We start from the raw sequence: 21,846 nt of genomic DNA, 5'->3' as shown, positions 1-21,846 counted from the left end.
TTTTGAACTAAATCACATTTGATGCTAGAATCCTGCCCCATTTCGTTTCGTTGTTCACCGGATCCTAACTACATGTTTGAATTTCCAAGATTTAGAGGAGCCACGGTTAAAAATGACCTGCTCTCAGGTTTAACCGTCGCACTTGCACTCGTCCCCGAAGCGGTCGCTTTCGCTTTTGTTGCAGGCGTCGAGCCCCTCGTCGGCTTGTACGCGGCCTTTATGGTAGGTTTGATTACTGCAATCATCGGTGGCCGACCCGGAATGATTTCTGGTGCTACAGGTGCATTAGCAGTGGTGATGGTTGCACTGGTCGCCGACCACGGCGTGCAATACTTGTTTGCCACGGTAGTATTAATGGGAATACTGCAAATTCTGGCGGGTATATGTCATTTAGGTAAATTTATCCGGATGGTGCCCCATCCAGTGATGTTAGGCTTCGTCAATGGCCTAGCCATTGTGATTTTCTTAGCTCAACTGAGCCAATTTAAAGTTAGCAATGCCCTCGGTGACTTAGAATGGATGCAAGGAACCCAATTGTGGACCATGTTAGCTTTAGTAGCAGCCACCATGGCTATAATTCATTTTCTACCCAAACTTAGCAATGCAGTGCCAGCCTCGCTGGTTGCAATTGTAGGCGTAACTGTAGCGGTTCACCTGCTCGGTTTAGACGCCCGTACGGTGGTCGATTTTGTGCGTAGCATGACCGGACACGCTGATGCGACCATTGCTGGTGGCCTACCCAACTTTGCCATTCCAAGTGTTCCGCTGAATCTTGAAACTTTAACCATCATCTTGCCCTATGCCGTGGTACTCGCAGCGATCGGCCTGATTGAGTCACTATTAACTCTGACCGTGGTTGATGAGATGACCAGCACCCGAGGACACGGTAATAAAGAATGTATTGGCCAAGGGGTTGCTAACGTGACCACAGGCTTCTTTGGCGGGATGGGTGGTTGTGCGATGATAGGCCAAAGCATGATTAACATTCGTTCCGGCGGCCGCGGTCGTCTCTCTGGGATTACAGCCGCACTCGCACTACTTTGTTTCATTTTATTTGGGTCTTCTCTAATTGAAATGATCCCTTTAGCTGCCTTAGTTGGGGTGATGTTCATGGTGGTATTAGGCACCTTCGAATGGGCCAGTCTACGAATGATGAATAAAGTTCCTAAGGCCGATTTTTTCGTGATTGTCTTGGTCTCGGTCGTCACCGTATTCACCGACTTAGCCATCGCCGTAGTGATTGGCGTGATCGTATCGGCGCTGGTCTTCGCATGGCAACATGCCAAACACATCTATATCACCACCGAGAGTGTTGATGAAGAACACAAAGTTTATCTGTTAGATGGTCCATTATTTTTTGGCTCGACAGCCAACTTTCTCGAGCTATTTAATCCCGAGAATGACCCAAAAGATGTCGTGATTGATTTCGCTAAATCACGAGTGAGTGACCACTCAGCTATCGAAGCTATCGATACCTTGGCCGAACGTTATGAAAAAGCAGGTAAAACGCTGCATCTTAAACACCTTAGCCCTGAATGCCGTAAGCTATTAAGTAAAGCCGGAAGCATGGTTGAAGTGAATCTGATTGAAGATCCAAGCTATAAAGTAGCGAGTGACACCTTAGGTTAACGCTCAGCATTATCGCTCACCGAAGCCGCGCCTCTCTGGTCGCGGCTTTTTTATTGAATTCATGCTAATTTTAAACTCTATCATTTGAACTGGGGTGAGAAGCTGTTGTTAGATACCGTCTTATCTGATTTAGCGCTACTAATTTATTCCCTGCTGATCATTGCGGTGATCTTTCAAGTGGTGATCAAACGCCGCCCTGTCGGTGTGACTCTGAGCTGGCTGCTACTTATTATCGCAATTCCGCTACTCGGTATTATTTGCTACCAATTATTTGGTGAGCGCTATCTAGGACGCTTACGCGTGAAACGCGCACGCTTAATAGAAGTAAAGTATAAACAAAGCATCCATCAATTTAGTCGCTCTCCTTATGTGCAGGAGCATGCCTGCTCTGCCCAAGCAGAGCCACTCAATCGACTCACCCGACGACTGCTAGGCCTACCGATCCTAGGCGGCAATCAACTCACCAATTTAGATGACTCGCTGGAGACTTTACGACGACTCACCGAAGATGCCTCTCAAGCAAAACAAAGTATTTATTTTGAATTTTACATTGTGCAGGAGGGCGGTTTAGTGGACCCCTTACTGGATGCATTAGCCGCTGCAGCAAGCCGAGGACTCAGCGTTTACCTGCTCGCCGACTCGGTCGGCTCTCGGCAGTTTCTGCGTTCCGTGAAACGACAACAACTGGCACAAGCGGGGGTCAATGTTGTGGAAGCGCTGCACGCCAATCCGATACGGATGTTACTGCAACGTGTCGACTTACGTTTGCACCGAAAAATTGCCGCTTTCGATCAGAAAATCGCTTATACCGGTTCAATGAATTTGGTGGACCCTCGGTTATTTCAGCAAACCAGTGGCTTTGGGCTATGGGTCGACTTGATGCTACGCGTCGAAGGCCCTGCTGCCATCAACCTACAAGCGGTAGTGGCCTACGATCTTGAAATGGAAACCGATACGCCATTGATTGAGGCCATCAGTTTTGAAGCCTCATTTGCAGTTAAAGGGCAGCAGTCAATGCAAATCATGCCTTCGGGACCGGGCATCTTTGGAGACCATATCATCCAACTGCTGCTGACTTCTTTGTATGTCGCACAACAGCAAATTATATTGACCAGCCCCTATTTTGTTCCCGACGAAAGTCTACAAATGGCCTTGGTTAGCGCAGCTAATCGCGGTGTAGAAGTGGTGCTAATTTTACCTGCACGAAATAATTCTTTCTTAGTTCGCTATGCCAGTCATTCATTTTACCAGCAATTATTAGATGCTGGCGTTAAAATTTACCGCTTCAAAGGAGGATTGTTACATACCAAAAGCTTGCTTATCGACCAACAAGTGGCTCTGGTGGGCAGCGTTAACTTAGACATGCGCAGCCTTTGGTTAAACTTTGAAGTCACCAGCATCATCGATGATCATCAATATGCTCAAAACTTATATCAGACTGTACGAGCTTATCTAGATCAGAGCAGCCAAATTGACCCTATCGCCTGGCGTAAACGTCCTCTTTACCGACGCCTCATCGAAAACTTATTACACGTGGTGAGTCCCCTGCTTTGAGTAATACCAAGCTGATTAATTATATGCTCTACTTATTGCGCTGAATAAATCCGCAGATAACCAGGCATGAAGCGCAGTAATTAATGGCTCTAATCACAAAATACATCACGCAGTTAGCGGTGATTGAGGCCAGTAAGAGTGAACAGATAATGAGTTAGATTGGTATACAACAGGCATTTGCATTTAATCGGCTCCAGAAACAACAAAGGCAGCTTGCGCTGCCTTTGTTAATTTTTAAGTCATAAGCACAGCTTATGGCGCTTTTGGTGGCCGAGCTGCACGCTTACGATCGTTTTCAGTAAGGTGGCGCTTACGAATACGAATACTCTCTGGTGTTACTTCAACGAGTTCATCATCATCAATAAATTCTAAAGCTTGCTCTAGAGTTAACACGATCGGCGGCGTAAGGGTTTGAGCTTCATCGGTACCAGAAGAACGAACGTTGGTGAGCTGCTTACCTTTCAAACAGTTTACCGTTAGGTCGTTTTCACGGGTATGGATCCCAACAATCTGACCTTCGTATACTTCGTCAGCATGTTTAGCAAACAAACGACCACGGTCTTGTAAGTTAAACAACGAGTAAGTCAGTGCTTTACCGCTAGCATTGGAGATTAATACGCCATTTTGACGTTGACCAATGGTGCCGCCTTTGTGTGGACCGTAACACTCGAAAGTATGGTAAATCAAACCAGAACCCGAAGTGAGAGTCATGAATTCAGTTTGGAAACCCATCAAACCACGGCTTGGCATTAGGAAGTCCATGCGAACACGACCTTTACCGTCTGGAGCCATATCGGTGAGGTCACCCTTACGAATGCCCATTTGCTCCATAACACTGCCTTGATGCGCTTCTTCAACATCAATGGTCACTGTTTCATAGGGTTCTTCCAGTTTACCGTCAACGGTACGTAGAATTACTTCTGGACGTGATACTGCAAGTTCAAAGCCTTCACGACGCATGTTTTCGATCAAGATCCCCAGATGAAGCTCACCACGACCTGATACGCGGAACTTATCGGGGTCATCCATTTCTTCAACACGTAATGCAACGTTATGCACCATTTCTTTTTGTAAACGCTCTAAAATATTTCGAGAGGTCACAAACTTACCTTCTTTACCAGCAAACGGAGAGTTGTTCACTTGGAAGGTCATGTTCACCGTTGGTTCATCTACGCTTAAAGGTGTTAAAGCTTCTACATTATTGGTATCACAAACGGTGTCAGAGATTTTTAACTCGCCTAAACCGGTGATAGCAATAATGTTACCCGCTTCCGCGAGAGTAGTTTCTTTACGCTCAAGACCGAGGTAATTTAGCACGAGGCCTATTTTACCGTTACGTTTCTTACCATCAGCACCAATAATGGTCACTTGCTGGTTTGGCACAACACTGCCGCGGGTGATACGGCCAACACCAATCACACCGACATAAGAGTTGTAATCCAACTGAGAGATTTGCATTTGGAAATCGCCGTTTGGATCAGCGGCTGGGGGTGCAACGTTATCTACAATCGCTTGGAACAGTGGTTCCATATTGTCTGATGGATTATCTAAATCCATTGTCGCCCAACCATTGATAGCTGATGCGTAAACAACTTTAAAGTCTAATTGGTCATCAGTGGCACCGAGGTTATCGAATAAATCAAATACTTGATCCATCACCCAATCAGGACGAGCGCCAGGCTTATCGATTTTATTGATCACCAAAATTGGCTTCAGGCCTTGAGCAAAAGCTTTTTGAGTCACAAAGCGGGTTTGCGGCATTGGGCCTTCTTGTGCGTCAACCAACAGCAAGACCGAATCAGCCATTGACATCACACGTTCTACTTCGCCGCCAAAGTCGGCGTGTCCAGGAGTATCTACGATATTGATATGGTAATCATGCCATTCGATAGCAGTATTCTTTGCAAGAATCGTAATACCACGCTCTTTTTCAATATCGTTAGAGTCCATGACTCGCTCTTCAGCATCGCCACGGGTAGTTAGAGTTCCTGATTGCTGCAATAGCTTGTCTACCAGGGTAGTTTTCCCATGGTCGACGTGAGCAATAATGGCGATGTTTCTTAACTTATCTAGCACGGCGTTTAGCCCTTTATATAATGAGGTAAAATCAAAAAGTGGGCTATTGTACATATAAACGACAAATTCTCATAGTTTTAAGTTGATCACGGTTTTTCTAACTAGCAATTAGGGTATGATTGATCTGCTCAAAAGCTCATGCACCAACATGGACAAAGATAGCACCAACAAGGTGCGTTAGTTTGCACTAATTTGATGCCTAGTCGTAGTACCACCATATATATCAAGGCTTTATGTGTTGGCACAATTTTAGCTTGAAGCAACACAACAACGTTAATTCGTCATAAATACTACTAAATCGTTTGAACCATCAATTTTGATGACACCGGAGGTTAAAAACATGTCTGCAGAAGTTTTAGCTTTGCTTAAAGAGCAAGAAGTTAAATTCGTTGACTTACGCTTTACTGATACTAAAGGTAAAGAGCAACACGTATCTATCCCATCTCACCAGGTTGACGAAGATTTCTTCACCGACGGTAAAATGTTTGATGGTTCTTCTATTTCTGGCTGGAAAGGCATTAACGAATCTGACATGGTTTTGATGCCAGATGCATCTACCGCCGTATTAGACCCTTTCACTGAAGAAAACACTCTGAACCTTCGTTGTGACATTCTTGAACCCGCAACGATGCAAGGTTACGACCGTGACCCACGTTCAGTTGCTAAGCGCGCTGAAGCTTACATGCGCTCTACTGGCGTTGCAGATGCAGCTTATTTTGGTCCAGAACCAGAGTTCTTCTTGTTTGATGATGTTAAATACAAAACTGACATGTCAGGTTCTATGTACAAAATTGATGCTGATGAAGCATCTTGGAACTCAGACAAGCACTTCGAAGATGGTAACACTGGTCACCGTCCTGGAGTGAAAGGTGGTTACTTCCCAGTTGCCCCTGTCGATTCTTCACAAGACCTACGTTCTGCAATGTGTTTAGTACTTGAAGAAATGGGCCAAACTGTTGAAGCGCATCACCACGAAGTGGCAACCGCTGGTCAAAACGAAATCGCAACTTTATTCAACTCAATTGTTGAAAAAGCCGATGAAACTCAAGTTCTTAAATATGTTGTCCACAACGTAGCTCACGCTTACGGTAAAACAGCAACCTTTATGCCTAAGCCTGTTGTTGGTGATAACGGTAGCGGTATGCACGTTCACCAATCTATTTGGAAAGACGGCGAAAACTTGTTTGCTGGTGACCTATACGGTGGCCTATCTGAAACTGCATTGTTCTACATTGGCGGTATCATCAAACACGCGAAAGCAATCAATGCTTTTGCGAACGCTTCGACTAACTCGTACAAACGTTTGGTCCCTGGTTTTGAAGCCCCTGTAATGCTAGCTTACTCAGCACGTAACCGTTCTGCGTCAATTCGTATCCCAGTGGTTCCATCTCCAAAAGCACGTCGTATCGAAGTTCGCTTCCCTGACCCATCAGCCAACCCATACTTAGCATTCTCTGCAATGTTGATGGCTGGCCTTGACGGGATCAAGAACAAGATCCACCCTGGCGATGCTATGGATAAAGATTTGTACGACCTACCAGCAGAAGAAGCTGCAGCCATTCCACAAGTTGCAACTTCGTTAGAAGACGCACTGAAGAATCTAGATGCTGACCGCGAATTCTTAACTGCCGGTGGCGTATTCAGTGATGATTACATCGATTCTTACATCGCATTGAAAGCTGCAGACGTTGAACGCATTAACATGACAACTCACCCAGTTGAGTTCGAATTGTACTACAGCGTATAAACAAAACGTTAAATCGCTTCAAAAACCCGCTTTTAAGCGGGTTTTTTTATTGCTTTTCATGTAAATCTTGCCCACCTTAATTAATTAGCTCAGAGGAAATAAAGATGGGTAAATATTTAACGATCTTTTTAGCGATGCACTGCATATTGTTCAGCGCCCAAGCAAACAACACCGTCTACCAATGGGTGGATGCACAAGGTGTCACTCACTTCTCCGATCAGCCGCAAGCGGGTGCCACTCAATTAGAGGTCAACCCCGTCCCTCCAGCAACTCAAGGGCCACTGGTAAGCCCTCGGGCAGCCGTCAAGAAAGCTGAAAAAACCATCAAATATCAATTAAATATCAGCCAGCCACTGAATGAACAAACAATCAGGGATAATCAAGGTAAAATAACCATCAAAGCCGCTACCTTACCCGCACCAAATAACAGCATGAGCTACAAATTAGTGCTCGATCAGCTGCCTCAAGGCCAGTTATCTAAACAAGCTCATTTTCAACTCACCAACATTGATCGAGGCGCCCACACAATTCAAGTGCAGCTAGTCGATAGTTCGGGCAAGCTTATTGCATCATCCGAAACAATAACCATATTTTTGCACCGTGCTAAAACATCAGGCAGCGTAAGCACTACAGCAGGGGGAAGCTAAGTTCTCATTCTCTGCTATTTAGCGTTAAAATTAGTGCAGAAGCACCAAAGTGGTGCAATCCATTCAGGAGAGAGTTGTGTTGAAGATTTCTGGGCTAGAGCGCTTGGTACTTGAAAATCAGGTAACAGCGATTGTGTTGCTCGATGCTGAACTCAATATCCAATATGTGAATGCTTCGGCCGAGCAATTACTCGGGCAAAGTGCGAAACGGCTGATCAACGAACCACTGACTTTACAAATTAAACACAGCTCACTAGACCTAAGTAAGTTAGGCAGCATCTGCGGGGTTGGTCAAAGCTTTACCGACAACGAAGTCACCTTGGTGTTTGATAACCATCATGCCTTGGTTGAGCTCTCGGCGACCCGATTACAAGAGCAACATTCCTATCGCTTAATGTTAGAAATGCGTGCCATTGGCCAACAAAAGAAAATCTCACAGGAACTTTATCAACACGCTCAGCAACAAGCGGCCAAGGAATTGGTGCGCGGTTTAGCTCACGAGATAAAAAATCCACTAGGTGGATTACGGGGCGCAGCACAGCTATTGGAAAAAGAACTGGTAAATCCAGAACTGAAAGAGTTCACTGGCATTATCATCGAGCAAGCGGATCGATTACGAAAACTGGTTGATCGTTTACTCGGGCCACAGCGTCCCGGTCAACACGAATTACACAATGTGCATTCGGTATTAGAAAAAGTACGCCAATTAGTTGGCTTCGAACTCCCCGAGGGGATCGCCATCGATCGTGATTACGACCCAAGTATTCCCGATTTTGAAATGGACCACGAACAATTACTGCAGGCTTTCCTCAATATTGTACAGAATGCAATTCAAGCGCTTGGCTCTGCAGGCGGAACCATCAATATCATCACCAGAACCGCGCACCAAGCCACCATTGCGGGCCGGCGCTTTAGATTAGCAGCAGAAATTAAAATCATCGATAACGGCCCAGGCATACCAACCGAACTTCTCGACACCCTATTTTACCCTATGGTCACGGGACGAGAAGGCGGCACTGGTTTGGGCTTATCAATCGCACAAAATTTAATCAATCAACATAAAGGCAAGATTGAATGCGCAAGTTGGCCGGGTCACACCGAGTTTACCATTCATCTTCCCCTAAGACGTTAAGGATGTACTAAGATGGCAGCAACAGTATGGGTAGTTGATGACGACAGCTCTATCAGATGGGTGTTGGAAAAAGCATTAAAAACTGCGGGCTACGACTGCTTAAGCTTTGCCGATGGAGAATTGATGCTACAGCAGCTCGATTACGAGCAGCCCGATGTGGTTATTTCTGATATTAGAATGCCAGGCATGGATGGTTTAAGTTTACTCGAAAAAACCCAGACCCATTTTCCAGAAATGCCGGTGATTATTATGACCGCCCACTCCGATCTCGATAGTGCGGTAAATGCCTATCAACGGGGCGCATTCGAATACTTACCCAAACCCTTCGACATTGATGAAGCAGTCGCCTTAACCGAACGGGCCGTTGCCGTTTCCCGCGAGCAAAAAGGTAATAAAGTCAGTAGCAAACCCAGTTCTCCCGCACCAGAAATTATTGGTGAAGCACCTGCGATGCAAGAAGTGTTTCGGGCGATTGGACGCCTATCCCGCTCTAGCATTTCAGTTTTGATTAACGGTCAATCGGGGACCGGTAAAGAGCTGGTTGCCCATGCACTGCACAAACACAGCCCCCGCGCAAATGGCAGTTTTATTGCCTTAAACATGGCCGCGATCCCTAAAGATTTAATCGAATCAGAACTATTTGGCCACGAGAAAGGGGCATTTACGGGTGCTAACAATATTCGTCATGGACGCTTCGAACAAGCCAACGGCGGTACCCTATTTCTAGATGAAATTGGTGACATGCCCCTAGATATTCAAACTCGTTTATTACGGGTATTAGCGGATGGACAGTTTTATCGGGTCGGAGGCCATTCACCTGTTCAAGTGGATGTACGGATCATTGCGGCAACCCACCAGAACCTAGAGAAGAAAGTGACCGAAGGCGACTTCCGTGAAGATTTATTCCATCGCCTCAACGTGATTCGAATTCACTTACCATCCCTGTGTGAACGTCGTGAAGACATTCCATCACTCGCCAAACACTTCTTAAGCCAGGCCGCCAAAGAACTAAATGTAGAGAGTAAATCCTTACACAAAGATACCCAAAGGTTCATGATGCAACTAGCTTGGCCAGGTAATGTAAGACAACTCGAGAATGTTTGCCGCTGGCTTACGGTGATGGCCAGTGGTCAAGAAGTATTACCGGCGGATCTTCCGACTGAGTTAAGCAAACCGGTCGTCACCGAACACGAGGAGAATAGTGAAGGAAACTGGAGAACCCTGCTAAAAATTTGGGTGTCGCAACAGTTAGTCTCGGGACAAATTGATATTTTGGGTGAAGCCATGCCCGACTTTGAACGGATCATGCTCACCACCGCCTTAGAACATACCCATGGGCATAAACAAGAAGCCGCTCGCTTATTAGGCTGGGGGAGAAATACTCTCACCCGTAAACTCAAAGAGCTGAACGTCGAAGACTAATACCAATCCGACTCATTATGTGCTCAACTTATTGCGCAGCATAAATCTGCCGATAATCAGTAATTAGTGGCTCTAATGACAAAATACATCACGCCGTTAGCGGTGATTTAGGCCAGTAGAAATGAACCGATCATGAGTTAGATTGGTATAACTGTTTATCTCACACGCGGTGCGATATAAAGCCAGCAAAAAGGGAAGCTCGCTTCCCTTTCTATTTTCTTAATGTTTGCGCCAGTTTAATTCTGCTCGATTGGTGCACTCTTATACTGACAGTTTTTTTGCGGACAAACTTCACGTATTCCTGCTGCGGTTTTTTTCAGTACTAATAGTTTCCAGCCACAATCTGGGCAAGCTTTCGCGACTGGCTTATCATTGACCGCATACGAACATTTCGGGTAACAATCACAAGCATAGAACGTTTTACCATAACGAGATTGACGTTTCGCCAGTTGCCCTTTACCGCAGGCAGGGCACTGGATATCGGGCGAGTCTTCGGCTTGCGGCTGAGCCGATTCGATATGTTGACATTGGGGGAAAGCACTGCAACCAATAAACATGCCATAGCGGCCTTGTCGCAACATCAAGGGCTCACCACAATCGGGACAAATAGTACCGGGTAAAACTTTCTCCAAGGAGTGGTCTTGCTGGTGTAGAGCACGGCTATAATCACAGCTGGGATATTGGCTGCATCCCAAGAAAGCTCCCGATTTACTACTGCGATGCTGCAGCTCACCACCACACTTGGGACAAACCTCGTATTCTTTCTCTAAGGCATGTTCATGCGCAGAAAACAATTTAGGATCAATTTTGGACATGGCTACACCTCATTCAACTTGGCTAAGCATAACAAAATTGCAGGTTGAGGCGTATTAATTCGACAGCGGCGTGTCTGATTGAGCAATAAGCAGCCTGAAACACCGCCAGTTAGCGGTGTATCATCGCTTCAAACCTAAGCACTTTAATGCAGAGGCCCGTCACCAAGATCAAATAACAATTCTTCCATTTGCTGATAGGCCGACTCACTACCGGGAACATTGAATAGCACCATCAAAATGATCCATTTCAAATCTTCCAGCTCAAGTTCTGGTCCGTCAAGCTCCATCACCCGGTCAATTACCATTTCACGTGTTTCAGCATTCAAGACTTTCATCTGTTCTAAGAACAGTAGGAAACCTCGACAAGCAACATCTAACTTGGCAATTTCTGGCGCAGTATAAATGCGTAATGATGGTATATCTGAAGGATTCAAATAAGGTTGTTTGTCACTATCTTGCAAGGCTGCAAGTTGTTCCAACCAATCTAAGGCCTTATAGATCTCTTCTTTATGAAATCCCGCACGGCTAAGCTCTTCTGTAAGCTCATCGTGATCCATCAGCAGCTCTACATCACTATGAATGTAAGTTTCGAATAGATACATGAGGATATCAAACATAACTAGTTCCTCCTCAGCTTCACATAACCACCTGGCACGACGGCCACAACACCCAATATCTCAAGCTCAGTTAACTGAGCCAGTACAGCATCAACAGGTTGTTGAGTGCTTAAGACCAAATCATCAATTGAAGTGCTCTCATATGCTAAGTTATCCAACAATTGCCGATAAGGCAAATCTTGTTCTTGCATATTTTTCTCCAGCGACGCTAAATGCTGTTCTGGCTGAGCAACAAAACCAACTAACTCTTCTGTTATATCGGCCGCAGAGGTGACTAATTTAGCGCCTTGCTGAATTAAGTGATGGCAACCTGCATGCAAAGGGTCATCAATAGCTCCAGGGACAGCGAATACATCACGGCCCTGTTCAGCGGCATAATTTGCGGTGAGTAAAGAGCCACTAGGCAGCCCGGCTTCGACCACCAAGACCGCTAAACTTAAACCACTGATAATACGATTTCGCCGAGGAAAGTGATTAGCCTTCGCAGCGGTACCGGGCCAAAACTCACTTACCATCGCGCCTTGTTCCGCAATCTCATGCGCCAAAGCCTGATGCCGTTTTGGATAAACGCGATCAAGCCCCGTCGCCACGACTGCAATCGTGCCGTCGCCCCTCGCCTGCAAAGCACCCTTATGGGCTGCAGCGTCAACGCCTAAAGCCAAGCCACTGGTAATAGTTAGTCCTTGTTGTGTTAACTGACGAGCAAAGTCTTGAGCTTGCTGTAGGCCCCGCCAACTCGCATGACGACTGCCCACAACTGCAAGTTGCTGGCTGCTGAGTAAGGTTGGATGGCCTCGCACAAATAACAGCAAAGGGGGCCGCTGTATTTGTCTTAAACATTCGGGATAAAGCGGGTCGAAGCAACCCAATAAATGACATCGCTCCTGCTCTAACCAACGCAGGGCAAGCGACATACGCACTTGTTCTGGGTGCAACAGCGCCTTAATTTGCGCATCACTAAACTGCCAGGCAGCAAGTTGCTTGGCATCTGCAGCAAATAATTGTTCTACACTACAACGAGTTAAGACCGCCAACAGGCGGCTGGGAGAAAAGCGGGGCACTCCGGCCAGCCGCAGGTACTGTTCAAGCGTTAAGCTTGGCAGCAACTATAAACTCTCGACCAAATAATTTGCCCGCACCATCACTCTACTGTCGGTAATAATGGCATAGCTGACCTTATCATAAGATTTAAATACCATTAATTCGCCCACTTTTTCATTCGGCAAGGTCACCCGCTGATCTTCCTTATTAAACAATCTATCGTAATGATTAGCCGTCTCTTCGTAGGACTTGCGTTGTACCTTATCAATCATCACCTGGCCGGGTTGAGTAATCGCAAACATATCCCCCGGCGCAACATGGTCACGAATACCTTTATTAATCACCACTACATCGTTACGACTCATTACAGAGGTATCTGTGGCAGCAGAAAGAATCACCCCGGGCGAAGCAAGTTGCTTATTATTTGGCACAAAATAGGCGGGTAAGCGGTCTTGGTCAGGCAACGCCAGCATGATGTCACCTTGATTAATTTCTTTTAGTACCTGAACAACCTTAAACTGGATCATATTATTTGGGTGTAAGCGCTCCGCCAAACCCACTCCAATAAAATTCAGTTTTTGCCCTAAATTTTCTTTAGTCTCGGGATCTGTATATTTATCACCGACTCGATAGATCCCGTAATATTTACCCGGTTCGGCCTCACCTCGAACATAAATAGCCCGCCCTAAAGCAATCCGCGACTCAGCATCGTTATCACCGAGTACATAAGGGATATCTTGTAGCGACTGCTGGTCAATCACATGATCATGCGACAAGAAACTGCCAATCGCCGCCAGAGGAATGGTTGGAATAGGCTGCTGTTTTTCTTCAATGTGCACCTGCGGTGATTTCTTAACGATCCGCTTGCGCACTAAGCGTGGCTCACCATTTTCATAAATTAACGATAAGCGATCACCAGGATAAATCAGATGCGGATTTTCAATATGTGGGTTAAATTGCCATAAGCGTGGCCATAACCAGGGAGAGTGTAAATAAAGCGCCGAGATGTCCCATAAGGTATCGCCTTTCTTCACCACATACACTTCGGGGAAGTCATCTTTTAAACGCAAAGTGTCGGCCATTAGGTTACCAGCAAGTAGTAACGCAGCCACTAACCAAGCCCATTTAATCCCTTTCATAGTGTCTCCCGACGACATCCCTATTATGCAAAGCTGTTTTTTAGTCAGATAAATGACTAGAATTACCTTCAATCTACCAAAACCTGAATAAAGACTAAAGTTATGGCTGCACTCGAAGTATTGCGTTTTCCCGACGAGCGTCTGAGGACTATAGCGCAACCCGTTAAGAATATTGATGATAGTATTAGAATTATAATCAAAAATATGTTTGAAACCATGTATCTAGAAGAAGGAGTTGGCCTAGCTGCGACTCAGGTCAACATTCATCAACAGATCGTGGTTATCGACGTATCGGAAGAACGCAATCAACCCCTGGTGTTAATTAATGCCAAAATCATCGAAAGTGAAGGTGAACAGTTAAACGAAGAAGGTTGTTTATCAGTGCCTGAATATCGCGCTGATGTGCCAAGAGCTGAAAAGATTAAAGTACAAACACTAGATACCGATGGCAACCAGCAAGTTTTTGAAGCTGAAGGCTTATTGGCGATTTGTGTACAACACGAGTTAGATCACCTGAAAGGGAAATTGTTTATCGATTACCTCTCCCCGCTCAAACGCCAACGGCTAAAAACCAAGCTCCAAAAGCTTGCAAAACGCTAATCGTAAAACATCAAATTTGGAGAACAGCGTGAAGCCATTGCGGATCATCTTTGCAGGCACGCCCGATTTCGCGGCGCGCCATTTAGCAGCACTCATCAATAGCGAACATCAGATCGTCGCGGCTTACACTCAGCCCGACCGCCCTGCGGGGCGCGGAAAAAAGCTGCAAACTAGTCCGGTAAAACAACTGGCCGAACAACACCAAATTCCCGTTTATCAGCCGGAGAATTTTAAAGCTGAAACCGCACAACAACAGTTAGCGGAATTAAATGCCGATTTAATGGTGGTGGTGGCTTACGGCTTGCTATTGCCACAAGTCATCCTAGATAGCCCACGCTTGGGCTGTATCAACGTGCATGGATCTCTATTGCCTCGCTGGCGTGGGGCTGCGCCGATCCAACGCGCTATTTGGGCCGGTGACAGCCATTCCGGGGTCACCATCATGCAGATGGATATCGGCTTAGATACCGGCGATATGTTATTACTTGAAAAAGTCGCCCTCGCCGAGGATGAAACCAGCGCATCCCTGTATCAGCGACTGGCCGAAGTTGGCCCTCAATCGCTCATCCAGGCGGTTGATGGCATGGCCCTAGGCAAGTTAACCGCTACTCCGCAAGATGATACGCAAGCGAATTACGCGAAAAAGTTAACTAAAGCCGAAGCTTGTATCAACTGGCAACAAGACGCCGAATTTATCGAACGCTGTATTCGCGCCTTTAATCCATGGCCTGTCAGCTATTTTCCGGTCGCCGAGCAAAATGTGAAAGTCTGGCAAGCCAGTGTTGTGGCCATGCCAAACACCGCCCCCCCGGGAACCATACTCAGCGCCGATAAGGGCGGAATAGTGGTTGCAACTGGCAAAGACGCCTTACGCTTAGAACAAATTCAGCTGCCGGGCAAAAAAGCCTTAGCCGCCGCCGATGTACTCAATGCCCGAAAGGACTGGTTTAGCCCCGGTCTGGTGCTGGAGAATAAACATGGCTGAACAGCCAAAGCTCAAACAAATTAACGCCCGTGCGGCAGCCGCCAATATTTTGTTTCAAGTGGTCGACCAGGGACAATCCTTAAGCCAAATGCTGCCCCGAGTATTACCGCAAGTCGTGGCGCGAGATCATGCGCTAGTTAAAGAGCTGTGTTTTGGGGTATTGCGCTGGTTGCCGCGCTTCGAAGCGGTGTTACAGCAATTGATGGATAAACCCCTCAAAGGCAAAATCCGTAACGGCCACTTTTTATTAATGGTGGGGCTCTATCAGCTATTTTATATGCGGGTACCTGCGCATGCCGCAGTCTCTGAGACCGTCTCAGCCACCCAGCAACTCAAGCTGCATAGCTTAAAGAAATTAGTCAATGGGGTACTGCGAAATGCCGAGCGCCAACGCGAGCAACTTGAACCGCAGTTAACCGCCAACGATAGTCTGCAATTTTGTCATCCAAGCTGGATCACCAAACGACTCAAGGCTGCTTATCCGCAGCGTTGGCAGGATATTTTATCCGCCAATAACCAACATGCGCCGATGTGGCTGCGGGTCAACGCCCTTCAAGGCACGACTCTAGACTATCAACAACAGTTAAACCAGCTGGAAATTGGCAGCCAGCATAGCGAGCTAGCCCCCCAAGCCTTATGCCTGGAGAAAGCCCAAGCAGTCAATAAGTTACCTGATTTTGCTCAAGGGGCAGCTTCGGTGCAAGACGGCGCAGCCCAAATGGCAGCTGCGCTACTCGATGCCCAGGCGGGAGAACGAGTCTTAGATGCCTGTGCCGCACCAGGCGGAAAAACTTGTCATATCTTGGAATTGCAGCCACAACTGGCCGAACTCGTCGCGGTCGATACCGAGCAAACTCGACTCAATCGTGTTAGTGAAAATCTACAACGTTTGCAGCTAAAAGCCACCTTACATTGTGCCGATGCCAGCCAACCTGAGCGTTGGAATCAGCAGCCCTTTGATAGAATTCTACTGGATGCGCCCTGTTCCGCTACTGGTGTAATCCGTCGCCATCCCGATATAAAATGGCTCCGCAGAGAAGCCGATATCGCCGAGCTAGTAAAACTACAGCAACAAATATTAACGGCGCTGTGGCAACATCTTAAGCCCGGAGGCGTATTGCTATATGCTACCTGTTCGGTACTTCCAGAAGAAAACTACCAACAAATCGCGGCATTTTTGCAACAAACTGCTGATGCTGAGTTGCTCCCAATTAACCAAAACGAAACGGCTCAGCAACCCGGCTGGCAACTTTTACCCGGTGACAATAACATGGATGGCTTTTATTATGCGCGTCTGCGTAAAAGCAACAGTTAAGCTTGCCTTTAGCTGCAGCAAAGGTAACACTAAAAATTGGCAATGAATGCTTGAGGTATTGTTAGGATAATGAAAATAATCATTCTTGGCGCGGGTCAGGTTGGCGGCACGCTAGCAGAGAACCTAGTCGGCGAAAAATCAGACATCACTATTGTTGATAATGATCAGGATCGCCTTAGAGAACTGCAAGACAAGTTTGATTTACAAGTCGTATTGGGGCATGCAGCCCACCCCAGTGTACTACGTGAAGCAGGCGCGCATGACGCCGACATGTTAGTGGCCGTTACCAACAGCGATGAAACCAATATGGCAGCTTGCCAAATCGCCTACACCCTCTTTAATACCCCAAATAAAGTCGCGCGGATCCGCTCAGAAGAATTACTCGCGGAAAAAGAGGCTTTGTTTTGTAACGAAGCCATCCCCGTCGATCATCTGATCGCACCTGAGCAGCTAGTCACCGATTATATCAGCCGCCTCATCGACTACCCTGGCGCCCTGCAAGTGATGCAGTTTGCCCGTGGCCGAGTGGGTTTGGTTGCCATTAAAGCCTATTATGGTGGGCCTTTAGTCGGAAACGCTTTATCAGTATTACGGGACCACATGCCTGACATTGAAACCCGAGTTGCTGCGATTTTCCGCCAAGGACGCGCGATTCGGCCACAAGGCACTACGGTGATTGAAGCCGATGACGAAGTGTTCTTTATCGCCGCGAGCGATCACATCCGTAAGGTCATGGCAGAACTGCAAAAGCTCGAAAAACCTTACCGCCGGATCATGATCGTGGGAGGGGGAAATATTGGAGCCGCCTTAGCCAAACGCCTCGACAGTCAATACAGCGTGAAACTGATAGAGCATAATCAACGACGAGCCGAACAGCTCGCAGAAATGCTCAATAACACAATAGTGTTTTGTGGTGATGCTTCCGATCAAGAACTATTGAGCGAAGAAAATATTGAGCAGGTCGATGTCTTTATTGCCGTCACCAATGACGATGAAGCGAACATTATGTCGGCAATGCTCGCCAAGCGAATGGGCGCCAAGAAAGTCATGGTGTTGATCCAACGCGGTGCTTATGTTGAATTAGTACAAGGCGGTGGGAGTGCCATCGACATTGCAATTTCACCGCAGCAAGCGACGATCTCAGCGCTGTTAACTCATGTAAGGCGTGCTGACATTGTTAATGTTTACTCTTTGCGTCATGGCGCTGCTGAGGCGATAGAAGCGATTGCTCATGGTGATAATAATACCTCCAAGGTTGTCGGCCGCAGTGTTGGCGAGCTCAAGCTTCCTCCGGGCACCACCATCGGCGCAATCATGCGCAATAACCAAGTGATTATCGCGCATGATGATACTGTGATCGAGCAAGATGACCACGTGGTGATGTTCTTAGTGGATAAGAAGTTTATTCCTGAGGTTGAACGTTTATTCCAACCTAGCCCCTTCTTCCTGTAATTTAAGGTAACCGCAGGTGATTATCCCAAATCTACGGCCGATTATGTTTATCGTCGGGCTAGTGTTATCGAAACTCAGCTTACTCATGTTAGCACCACTCGCTTTAGGTATGGCTTACGATGAGCCCGACTACATTGAGTTTTTTTACACCATTGTACTGACTCAAACCACCTCCTTTGCGCTAATTCGTTGGGGCAGTAAGGCCACATTCAAGCTATCGGTTCGGGAAATGTTTTTGCTCACCACCACGGTCTGGCTGGTTGCCTGTCTATTTGGCGCGCTGCCGCTCTATCGTATCGACCACATTAGTTTTACCGATGCCTTTTTTGAAACCATGTCTGGCCTGACCACAACTGGCTCAACGGTATTGGCCGGATTAGATGACATGCCCAAGAGTGCTTTGCTGTGGCGTTCGATGTTGCAATGGTTAGGTGGCATTGGTTTTATCGTACTCAGCGTAGCCATCTTACCGTTTTTAAATGTTGGCGGAATGCGGCTGTTCCAAACTGAATCTTCCGACTGGTCAGATAAAAACACGCCCAAAACTAAAAACGTCGCCAGTAATATGCTGAAGGTTTATTTATTACTGTCGTTACTTTGTGCTGTTGCCTACCATATTACGGGTATGGACTGGTTTGAAGCGATCAATCACTCCATGACGACTATCTCCACCGGCGGTTACTCCACCTCCGATGAATCGATGGCACACTTTAGTAACGCTAGTCATTGGGTTAGTAGTATGTTTATGCTGCTAGGTGGCCTGCCGTTCTTATTATTGGTGCAAACCCTACGCCACCGCGATTTACGCTATATCTGGCGAGATGCTCAAGTCCGAGGGTTTATTACCGTCATCTTAGTATTAGGCGGCATGATGAGCCTTTGGCTATGGCTGCATGGAACTTTCTCATTGCTCGATGCAATGCGGATTAGCACCTTCAATATTATTTCCATCATCACCACCACTGGCTATGGCCTCACCGATTTCAGCCATTGGGGGAACTTCACCACCGTGTTATTTATCTTTTTAATGTTGGTGGGTGCTTGTTCGGGGTCGACTTCGGGGGGAATTAAAATTTTCCGCTTTCAATTAGCCAGTGGTTTATTTTCACGCCAACTCAAACAATTACTACACCCCAACGGTATCTACCCACACCGCTATAACGGCCGGGTTGTGAGTGAGCAGCATATTCGCTCCTTGGTCGCCTTTATTTTTGCGTTCTTCTTTACCCTGATCATCCTCGCTAGCGGCCTCGCCTTACTCGGTTTAGACCCGGTCACCGCTTTATCTGGCGCGATGACCGCCTTAGCCAATGTGGGCCCCGGTCTCGGTCGAGTGATCGGCCCTGATCATAACTTTCACCTGCTACCAGATTCCGCAAAGTGGTTACTCTCGATCGGCATGTTGTTGGGACGCCTAGAAGTACTAACAGTATTGGTCTTATTCTTACCCAGTTATTGGCGTTATAATTAAGCGGCAATTGAGCTTGCTCGCTTAGCTGCCCATTCAACGAAGCGCTTTGTTAAGCGCCTGGTGTTTGCGGAGCATTTTAACCCACATACCTCGTAAGCCAGTACAGCAGACTTTGACTCGAACTTTTCAAGCAGCATTTGAGCTTAGTATGGCCAGAAAAATCTTAGCGAATCAACCCCATATGACCAAGCAACAGTGAACCGTTTTAACCGCACTCACAACAAGTAAAGCGGCCTGATTTAGTAGGAGCGTCGTAAGCGGCTAAAATAAGGATTAAGCCACCACCAGAAGGTCAAATATAGAAAATATAGGCCAATAATGCTCCATTTGTGCCGATTAATCCCCTGGTCCACCACTTCAAAATCCAGCTGCATCACCTCACAATAGCCAATACTAATCAGCACCACACTATAAACGATAGAGAAATGCCATAGATTAAGCAGCAGTGAACGCAGTGATAATCGAAACATACACTTAAGCCAATAGCCCGAGCGGCGACTTGGTTATCGCCACAACCAACAGCTGAGCAAACACCGCAATGGCGGCCAGGCCAGCCAATATTCGAATCAACTGGTTCGGCGCACGCTTCAAGGCAAACACTCCCAGTAAGATATAGACCACTAATAATACAACCTTAACCGTCAACCAATTTTCAACCAAAGGATATTGTTGCGAAGCAATGCACAAGAAAATAGCTGCGACCAATAATAAGGTATCAACCAAGTGAGGGAAAACTTTCAACCATCTGCGATTGAGCATCGCTGAGCCTTTCAAGGCTAACAACCAGCGGAAAACAAAACCAATAATACTCAGCGTCGCCAGCGTCATATGGAGATGTTTGGCCATTGAATAGTATTCAAGCATGGTAATTCCTTGTTATGAATAGCGAACCGCCGCGAATTCAGCCGCTGCGGATCATCGGGTGTCACAATAATGCCTCAGTGTATGAGCTTAGCTAAGCGATAACAATTATTTTCAGCTCACCACAAACGCTTAACATAAAGTCAGCAAGCTCATTAAAAAACCGCCTATCGCCGCCAAGCGACAACAGCCACGACTTAAATCATCCGTAGAGTAAATGTATTTTTGTGATCGAGATCTCTAGGGCTTGTCGTGAAACTATGGGACAGTGCTTAACATTATTATCTTTTTATTAACAATATAATGAGGCCAAACATGTCAGAAGCACCTAATTTACTGCCCGCAATTGATATTTTAATGTGTCACACTGGCGCTTCATTTTTAGATGCTTGCCAAGAATTAGGCGTTGACCCTAATGAGATGGCAGAGCTTGCAGCCTCTACATCCGATGACAACAATTAAACACCATCGAACAGGAATCGTGTTATTCAATACAGCATAGTTGAATAGACTAGCGGATAAAGTCCACTTAGATGAATTAACTAAGAATTAGCCGCAAAGGCAGTTTTTTGTTGATAAATGTCAGCGAACTAGCCTTAGATCCGCTATCTAGTTAGAATCAGCCTCAGCTTGAAACCTTATCAAATAGTCTTATATTACAGATTCTTGAATCCATGTAATTAGTTACATCATACGAGTAGTAAGCATGTCGCAACTTTATCGCGTTAATTTTATTTCTAATGGCAAAAATTATGAGCTCTATGCCAGAGATGTCTCCCAAGGTTCAATGTTCGGCTTCGTTGAGTTAGCCGACTTAGTCTTCGATACTCAAACCAAGCTCGTGGTCGATCCTAATGAAGAAAAATTAAAAACTGAGTTCTCCGGAGTGAGCCGCACCTACGTACCGATGCATAATATTTTGCGCATCGATGCTGTCGATGATATCGGCACCGCAAAAATCCATGAAGTCACCAACATAACCCAGTTTCCTTCGCCCATTTACACACCAAAACCATGAGTCGGCTTAGTGCTATCGACTGGCCTAAACTGAAGGCTCAGTTTGGCGATGAAGCGCTGGTTCGACATTGGTTGCAAGATTTTCTGCAGAGTAGCGAGCAAGACTTGCTCTTAATTACTCAAGCGCAACAACAACAGTGTTGTTCAAAGGGTTTACTGCAACAGTTGCAAGGCCTTGCGTCTTTACTGTGTAGCACTCCACTAAACCGCTGTGTACAGCAACTCAAGCACAGTGAAACATTGGAACAAGATCTAAGTGCCTGCTTAGACTGCTATCAACAAGTGTGCCACGAAGTAAGACGCTATTTAGCGTCTTAAGACGTATA

The 21,846-nt window shown here is 46.4% G+C and carries 21 protein-coding genes; 14 read left to right on the top strand and 7 right to left on the bottom strand.

All coding sequences use genetic code 11. The annotated features are described in order from the left end of the window. Positions 1–72 precede the first annotated feature (72 nt). Together ACRRSY_RS01330 and cls are read left to right on the top strand one after the other, a co-directional pair. Entirely contained in the window at positions 73–1,629 is a 1,557-nt protein-coding gene (locus ACRRSY_RS01330; protein WP_432464221.1) for a SulP family inorganic anion transporter, read from the top strand. Between the two features lie 105 nt (positions 1,630–1,734). Further along, positions 1,735–3,183, top strand: a complete 1,449-nt coding sequence (gene cls, locus ACRRSY_RS01325) for a cardiolipin synthase (protein WP_432464220.1) — start codon at positions 1,735–1,737, stop codon at positions 3,181–3,183. A 252-nt stretch (positions 3,184–3,435) separates the two neighbouring features. Here cls and typA read toward each other — a convergent pair whose 3' ends face one another. After that, on the bottom strand, positions 3,436–5,259 hold the full coding sequence (gene typA, locus ACRRSY_RS01320; RefSeq protein ID WP_432464219.1) for a translational GTPase TypA: 1,824 nt from the start codon (positions 5,257–5,259) through the stop codon (positions 3,436–3,438). Positions 5,260–5,599: 340 nt separating this feature from the next. On the opposite strand from typA, the gene glnA reads away from it, so the two are divergent. The 4 genes from glnA to glnG all read left to right on the top strand — a co-directional run bounded on the left by glnA (position 5,600) and on the right by glnG (position 10,207). Beyond that, positions 5,600–7,006, top strand: a complete 1,407-nt coding sequence (gene glnA / locus ACRRSY_RS01315) for a glutamate--ammonia ligase (protein WP_432455007.1) — start codon at positions 5,600–5,602, stop codon at positions 7,004–7,006. A gap of 104 nt (positions 7,007–7,110) precedes the next feature. Next, positions 7,111–7,653, top strand: coding sequence for a DUF4124 domain-containing protein (locus ACRRSY_RS01310; RefSeq protein WP_432464218.1), 543 nt, complete (start codon positions 7,111–7,113; stop codon positions 7,651–7,653). 76 nt (positions 7,654–7,729) lie between these two features. Next, positions 7,730–8,785: a nitrogen regulation protein NR(II) gene (gene glnL / locus ACRRSY_RS01305; protein WP_432464217.1), complete on the top strand. Its 1,056-nt coding sequence runs from the start codon at positions 7,730–7,732 to the stop codon at positions 8,783–8,785. Positions 8,786–8,797: 12 nt separating this feature from the next. Further along, entirely contained in the window at positions 8,798–10,207 is a 1,410-nt protein-coding gene (gene glnG / locus ACRRSY_RS01300; protein ID WP_432464216.1) for a nitrogen regulation protein NR(I), read from the top strand. 236 nt (positions 10,208–10,443) lie between these two features. On the opposite strand, the gene ACRRSY_RS01295 is transcribed toward glnG, so the two are convergent. The 4 genes from ACRRSY_RS01295 to ACRRSY_RS01280 form a co-directional block, all read right to left on the bottom strand. Further along, complete coding sequence (locus tag ACRRSY_RS01295; RefSeq protein WP_432455011.1) at positions 10,444–11,022, bottom strand: DNA topoisomerase family protein; 579 nt, start codon at positions 11,020–11,022, stop codon at positions 10,444–10,446. A 143-nt stretch (positions 11,023–11,165) separates the two neighbouring features. Next, positions 11,166–11,639 (bottom strand): DUF494 family protein, encoded by a 474-nt coding sequence (locus tag ACRRSY_RS01290; RefSeq protein ID WP_432455012.1) that lies wholly within the window; start codon positions 11,637–11,639, stop codon positions 11,166–11,168. A gap of 2 nt (positions 11,640–11,641) precedes the next feature. After that, entirely contained in the window at positions 11,642–12,745 is a 1,104-nt protein-coding gene (dprA, locus tag ACRRSY_RS01285; protein WP_432464215.1) for a DNA-processing protein DprA, read from the bottom strand. Then, positions 12,746–13,819 carry a LysM peptidoglycan-binding domain-containing protein gene (locus ACRRSY_RS01280; RefSeq protein WP_432464214.1) on the bottom strand — a complete coding sequence of 358 codons (1,074 nt, stop codon included), beginning with the start codon at positions 13,817–13,819 and terminating at the stop codon, positions 12,746–12,748. It lies immediately after the preceding gene. A gap of 102 nt (positions 13,820–13,921) precedes the next feature. Between ACRRSY_RS01280 and def the strand changes: the two genes are divergently transcribed. The 5 genes from def (at position 13,922) to ACRRSY_RS01255 (ending at position 19,642) form a co-directional block, all read left to right on the top strand. Next, the gene (gene def, locus ACRRSY_RS01275) at positions 13,922–14,419 is read left to right on the top strand and encodes a peptide deformylase (protein ID WP_432464213.1); all 498 of its coding nucleotides are present in this window, start codon (positions 13,922–13,924) and stop codon (positions 14,417–14,419) included. Between the two features lie 28 nt (positions 14,420–14,447). After that, positions 14,448–15,404 carry a methionyl-tRNA formyltransferase gene (fmt, locus tag ACRRSY_RS01270; protein ID WP_432464212.1) on the top strand — a complete coding sequence of 319 codons (957 nt, stop codon included), beginning with the start codon at positions 14,448–14,450 and terminating at the stop codon, positions 15,402–15,404. Next, the gene (rsmB, locus tag ACRRSY_RS01265) at positions 15,397–16,719 is read left to right on the top strand and encodes a 16S rRNA (cytosine(967)-C(5))-methyltransferase RsmB (protein ID WP_432464211.1); all 1,323 of its coding nucleotides are present in this window, start codon (positions 15,397–15,399) and stop codon (positions 16,717–16,719) included. The genes fmt and rsmB overlap by 8 nt, the downstream gene beginning before the upstream one ends. A gap of 69 nt (positions 16,720–16,788) precedes the next feature. Beyond that, positions 16,789–18,171 carry a Trk system potassium transporter TrkA gene (gene trkA, locus ACRRSY_RS01260; RefSeq protein ID WP_432464210.1) on the top strand — a complete coding sequence of 461 codons (1,383 nt, stop codon included), beginning with the start codon at positions 16,789–16,791 and terminating at the stop codon, positions 18,169–18,171. A gap of 22 nt (positions 18,172–18,193) precedes the next feature. Then, the gene (locus ACRRSY_RS01255) at positions 18,194–19,642 is read left to right on the top strand and encodes a TrkH family potassium uptake protein (RefSeq protein ID WP_432456114.1); all 1,449 of its coding nucleotides are present in this window, start codon (positions 18,194–18,196) and stop codon (positions 19,640–19,642) included. A 239-nt stretch (positions 19,643–19,881) separates the two neighbouring features. Here the strand turns inward: ACRRSY_RS01255 and ACRRSY_RS01250 are convergent, their stop codons facing one another. Beyond that, positions 19,882–20,112: a hypothetical protein gene (locus tag ACRRSY_RS01250; protein WP_432464209.1), complete on the bottom strand. Its 231-nt coding sequence runs from the start codon at positions 20,110–20,112 to the stop codon at positions 19,882–19,884. Positions 20,113–20,116: 4 nt separating this feature from the next. Continuing rightward, on the bottom strand, positions 20,117–20,506 hold the full coding sequence (locus ACRRSY_RS01245; RefSeq protein WP_432464208.1) for a SirB2 family protein: 390 nt from the start codon (positions 20,504–20,506) through the stop codon (positions 20,117–20,119). A gap of 312 nt (positions 20,507–20,818) precedes the next feature. Here ACRRSY_RS01245 and ACRRSY_RS01240 point away from each other — a divergent pair, with 312 nt between their 5' ends. From ACRRSY_RS01240 to ACRRSY_RS01230, 3 genes are all read left to right on the top strand, one after another. Then, on the top strand, positions 20,819–20,965 hold the full coding sequence (locus tag ACRRSY_RS01240) for a hypothetical protein (protein ID WP_432455021.1): 147 nt from the start codon (positions 20,819–20,821) through the stop codon (positions 20,963–20,965). 244 nt (positions 20,966–21,209) lie between these two features. After that, positions 21,210–21,521, top strand: coding sequence for a DUF1820 family protein (locus ACRRSY_RS01235; protein WP_432455022.1), 312 nt, complete (start codon positions 21,210–21,212; stop codon positions 21,519–21,521). Next, entirely contained in the window at positions 21,518–21,838 is a 321-nt protein-coding gene (locus ACRRSY_RS01230; RefSeq protein WP_432464207.1) for a hypothetical protein, read from the top strand. Before ACRRSY_RS01235 ends, ACRRSY_RS01230 begins: the two co-directional genes overlap by 4 nt. Positions 21,839–21,846: the final 8 nt, after the last annotated feature.

The organism is Agarivorans sp. QJM3NY_33 (genome assembly GCF_050870865.2).
Lineage (GTDB): Bacteria > Pseudomonadota > Gammaproteobacteria > Enterobacterales > Celerinatantimonadaceae > Agarivorans.
This window is presented reverse-complemented; position numbering and strand designations above follow the sequence as displayed.

Bases quoted from the DNA above. Each gene is read 5' to 3' on its own strand.
- ACRRSY_RS01330 (WP_432464221.1), top strand. From the start codon at position 73: ATGTTTGAATTTCCAAGATTTAGAGGAGCCACGGTTAAAAATGACCTG.
- glnA (WP_432455007.1), top strand. From the start codon at position 5,600: ATGTCTGCAGAAGTTTTAGCTTTGCTTAAAGAGCAAGAAGTTAAATTC.
- ACRRSY_RS01310 (WP_432464218.1), top strand. From the start codon at position 7,111: ATGGGTAAATATTTAACGATCTTTTTAGCGATGCACTGCATATTGTTC.
- glnG (WP_432464216.1), top strand. From the start codon at position 8,798: ATGGCAGCAACAGTATGGGTAGTTGATGACGACAGCTCTATCAGATGG.
- ACRRSY_RS01295 (WP_432455011.1), bottom strand. From the start codon at position 11,022: ATGTCCAAAATTGATCCTAAATTGTTTTCTGCGCATGAACATGCCTTA.
- ACRRSY_RS01290 (WP_432455012.1), bottom strand. From the start codon at position 11,639: ATGTTTGATATCCTCATGTATCTATTCGAAACTTACATTCATAGTGAT.
- ACRRSY_RS01280 (WP_432464214.1), bottom strand. From the start codon at position 13,819: ATGAAAGGGATTAAATGGGCTTGGTTAGTGGCTGCGTTACTACTTGCT.
- def (WP_432464213.1), top strand. From the start codon at position 13,922: ATGGCTGCACTCGAAGTATTGCGTTTTCCCGACGAGCGTCTGAGGACT.
- rsmB (WP_432464211.1), top strand. From the start codon at position 15,397: ATGGCTGAACAGCCAAAGCTCAAACAAATTAACGCCCGTGCGGCAGCC.
- trkA (WP_432464210.1), top strand. From the start codon at position 16,789: ATGAAAATAATCATTCTTGGCGCGGGTCAGGTTGGCGGCACGCTAGCA.
- ACRRSY_RS01250 (WP_432464209.1), bottom strand. From the start codon at position 20,112: ATGTTTCGATTATCACTGCGTTCACTGCTGCTTAATCTATGGCATTTC.
- ACRRSY_RS01245 (WP_432464208.1), bottom strand. From the start codon at position 20,506: ATGCTTGAATACTATTCAATGGCCAAACATCTCCATATGACGCTGGCG.
- ACRRSY_RS01240 (WP_432455021.1), top strand. From the start codon at position 20,819: ATGTCAGAAGCACCTAATTTACTGCCCGCAATTGATATTTTAATGTGT.
- ACRRSY_RS01235 (WP_432455022.1), top strand. From the start codon at position 21,210: ATGTCGCAACTTTATCGCGTTAATTTTATTTCTAATGGCAAAAATTAT.
- ACRRSY_RS01230 (WP_432464207.1), top strand. From the start codon at position 21,518: ATGAGTCGGCTTAGTGCTATCGACTGGCCTAAACTGAAGGCTCAGTTT.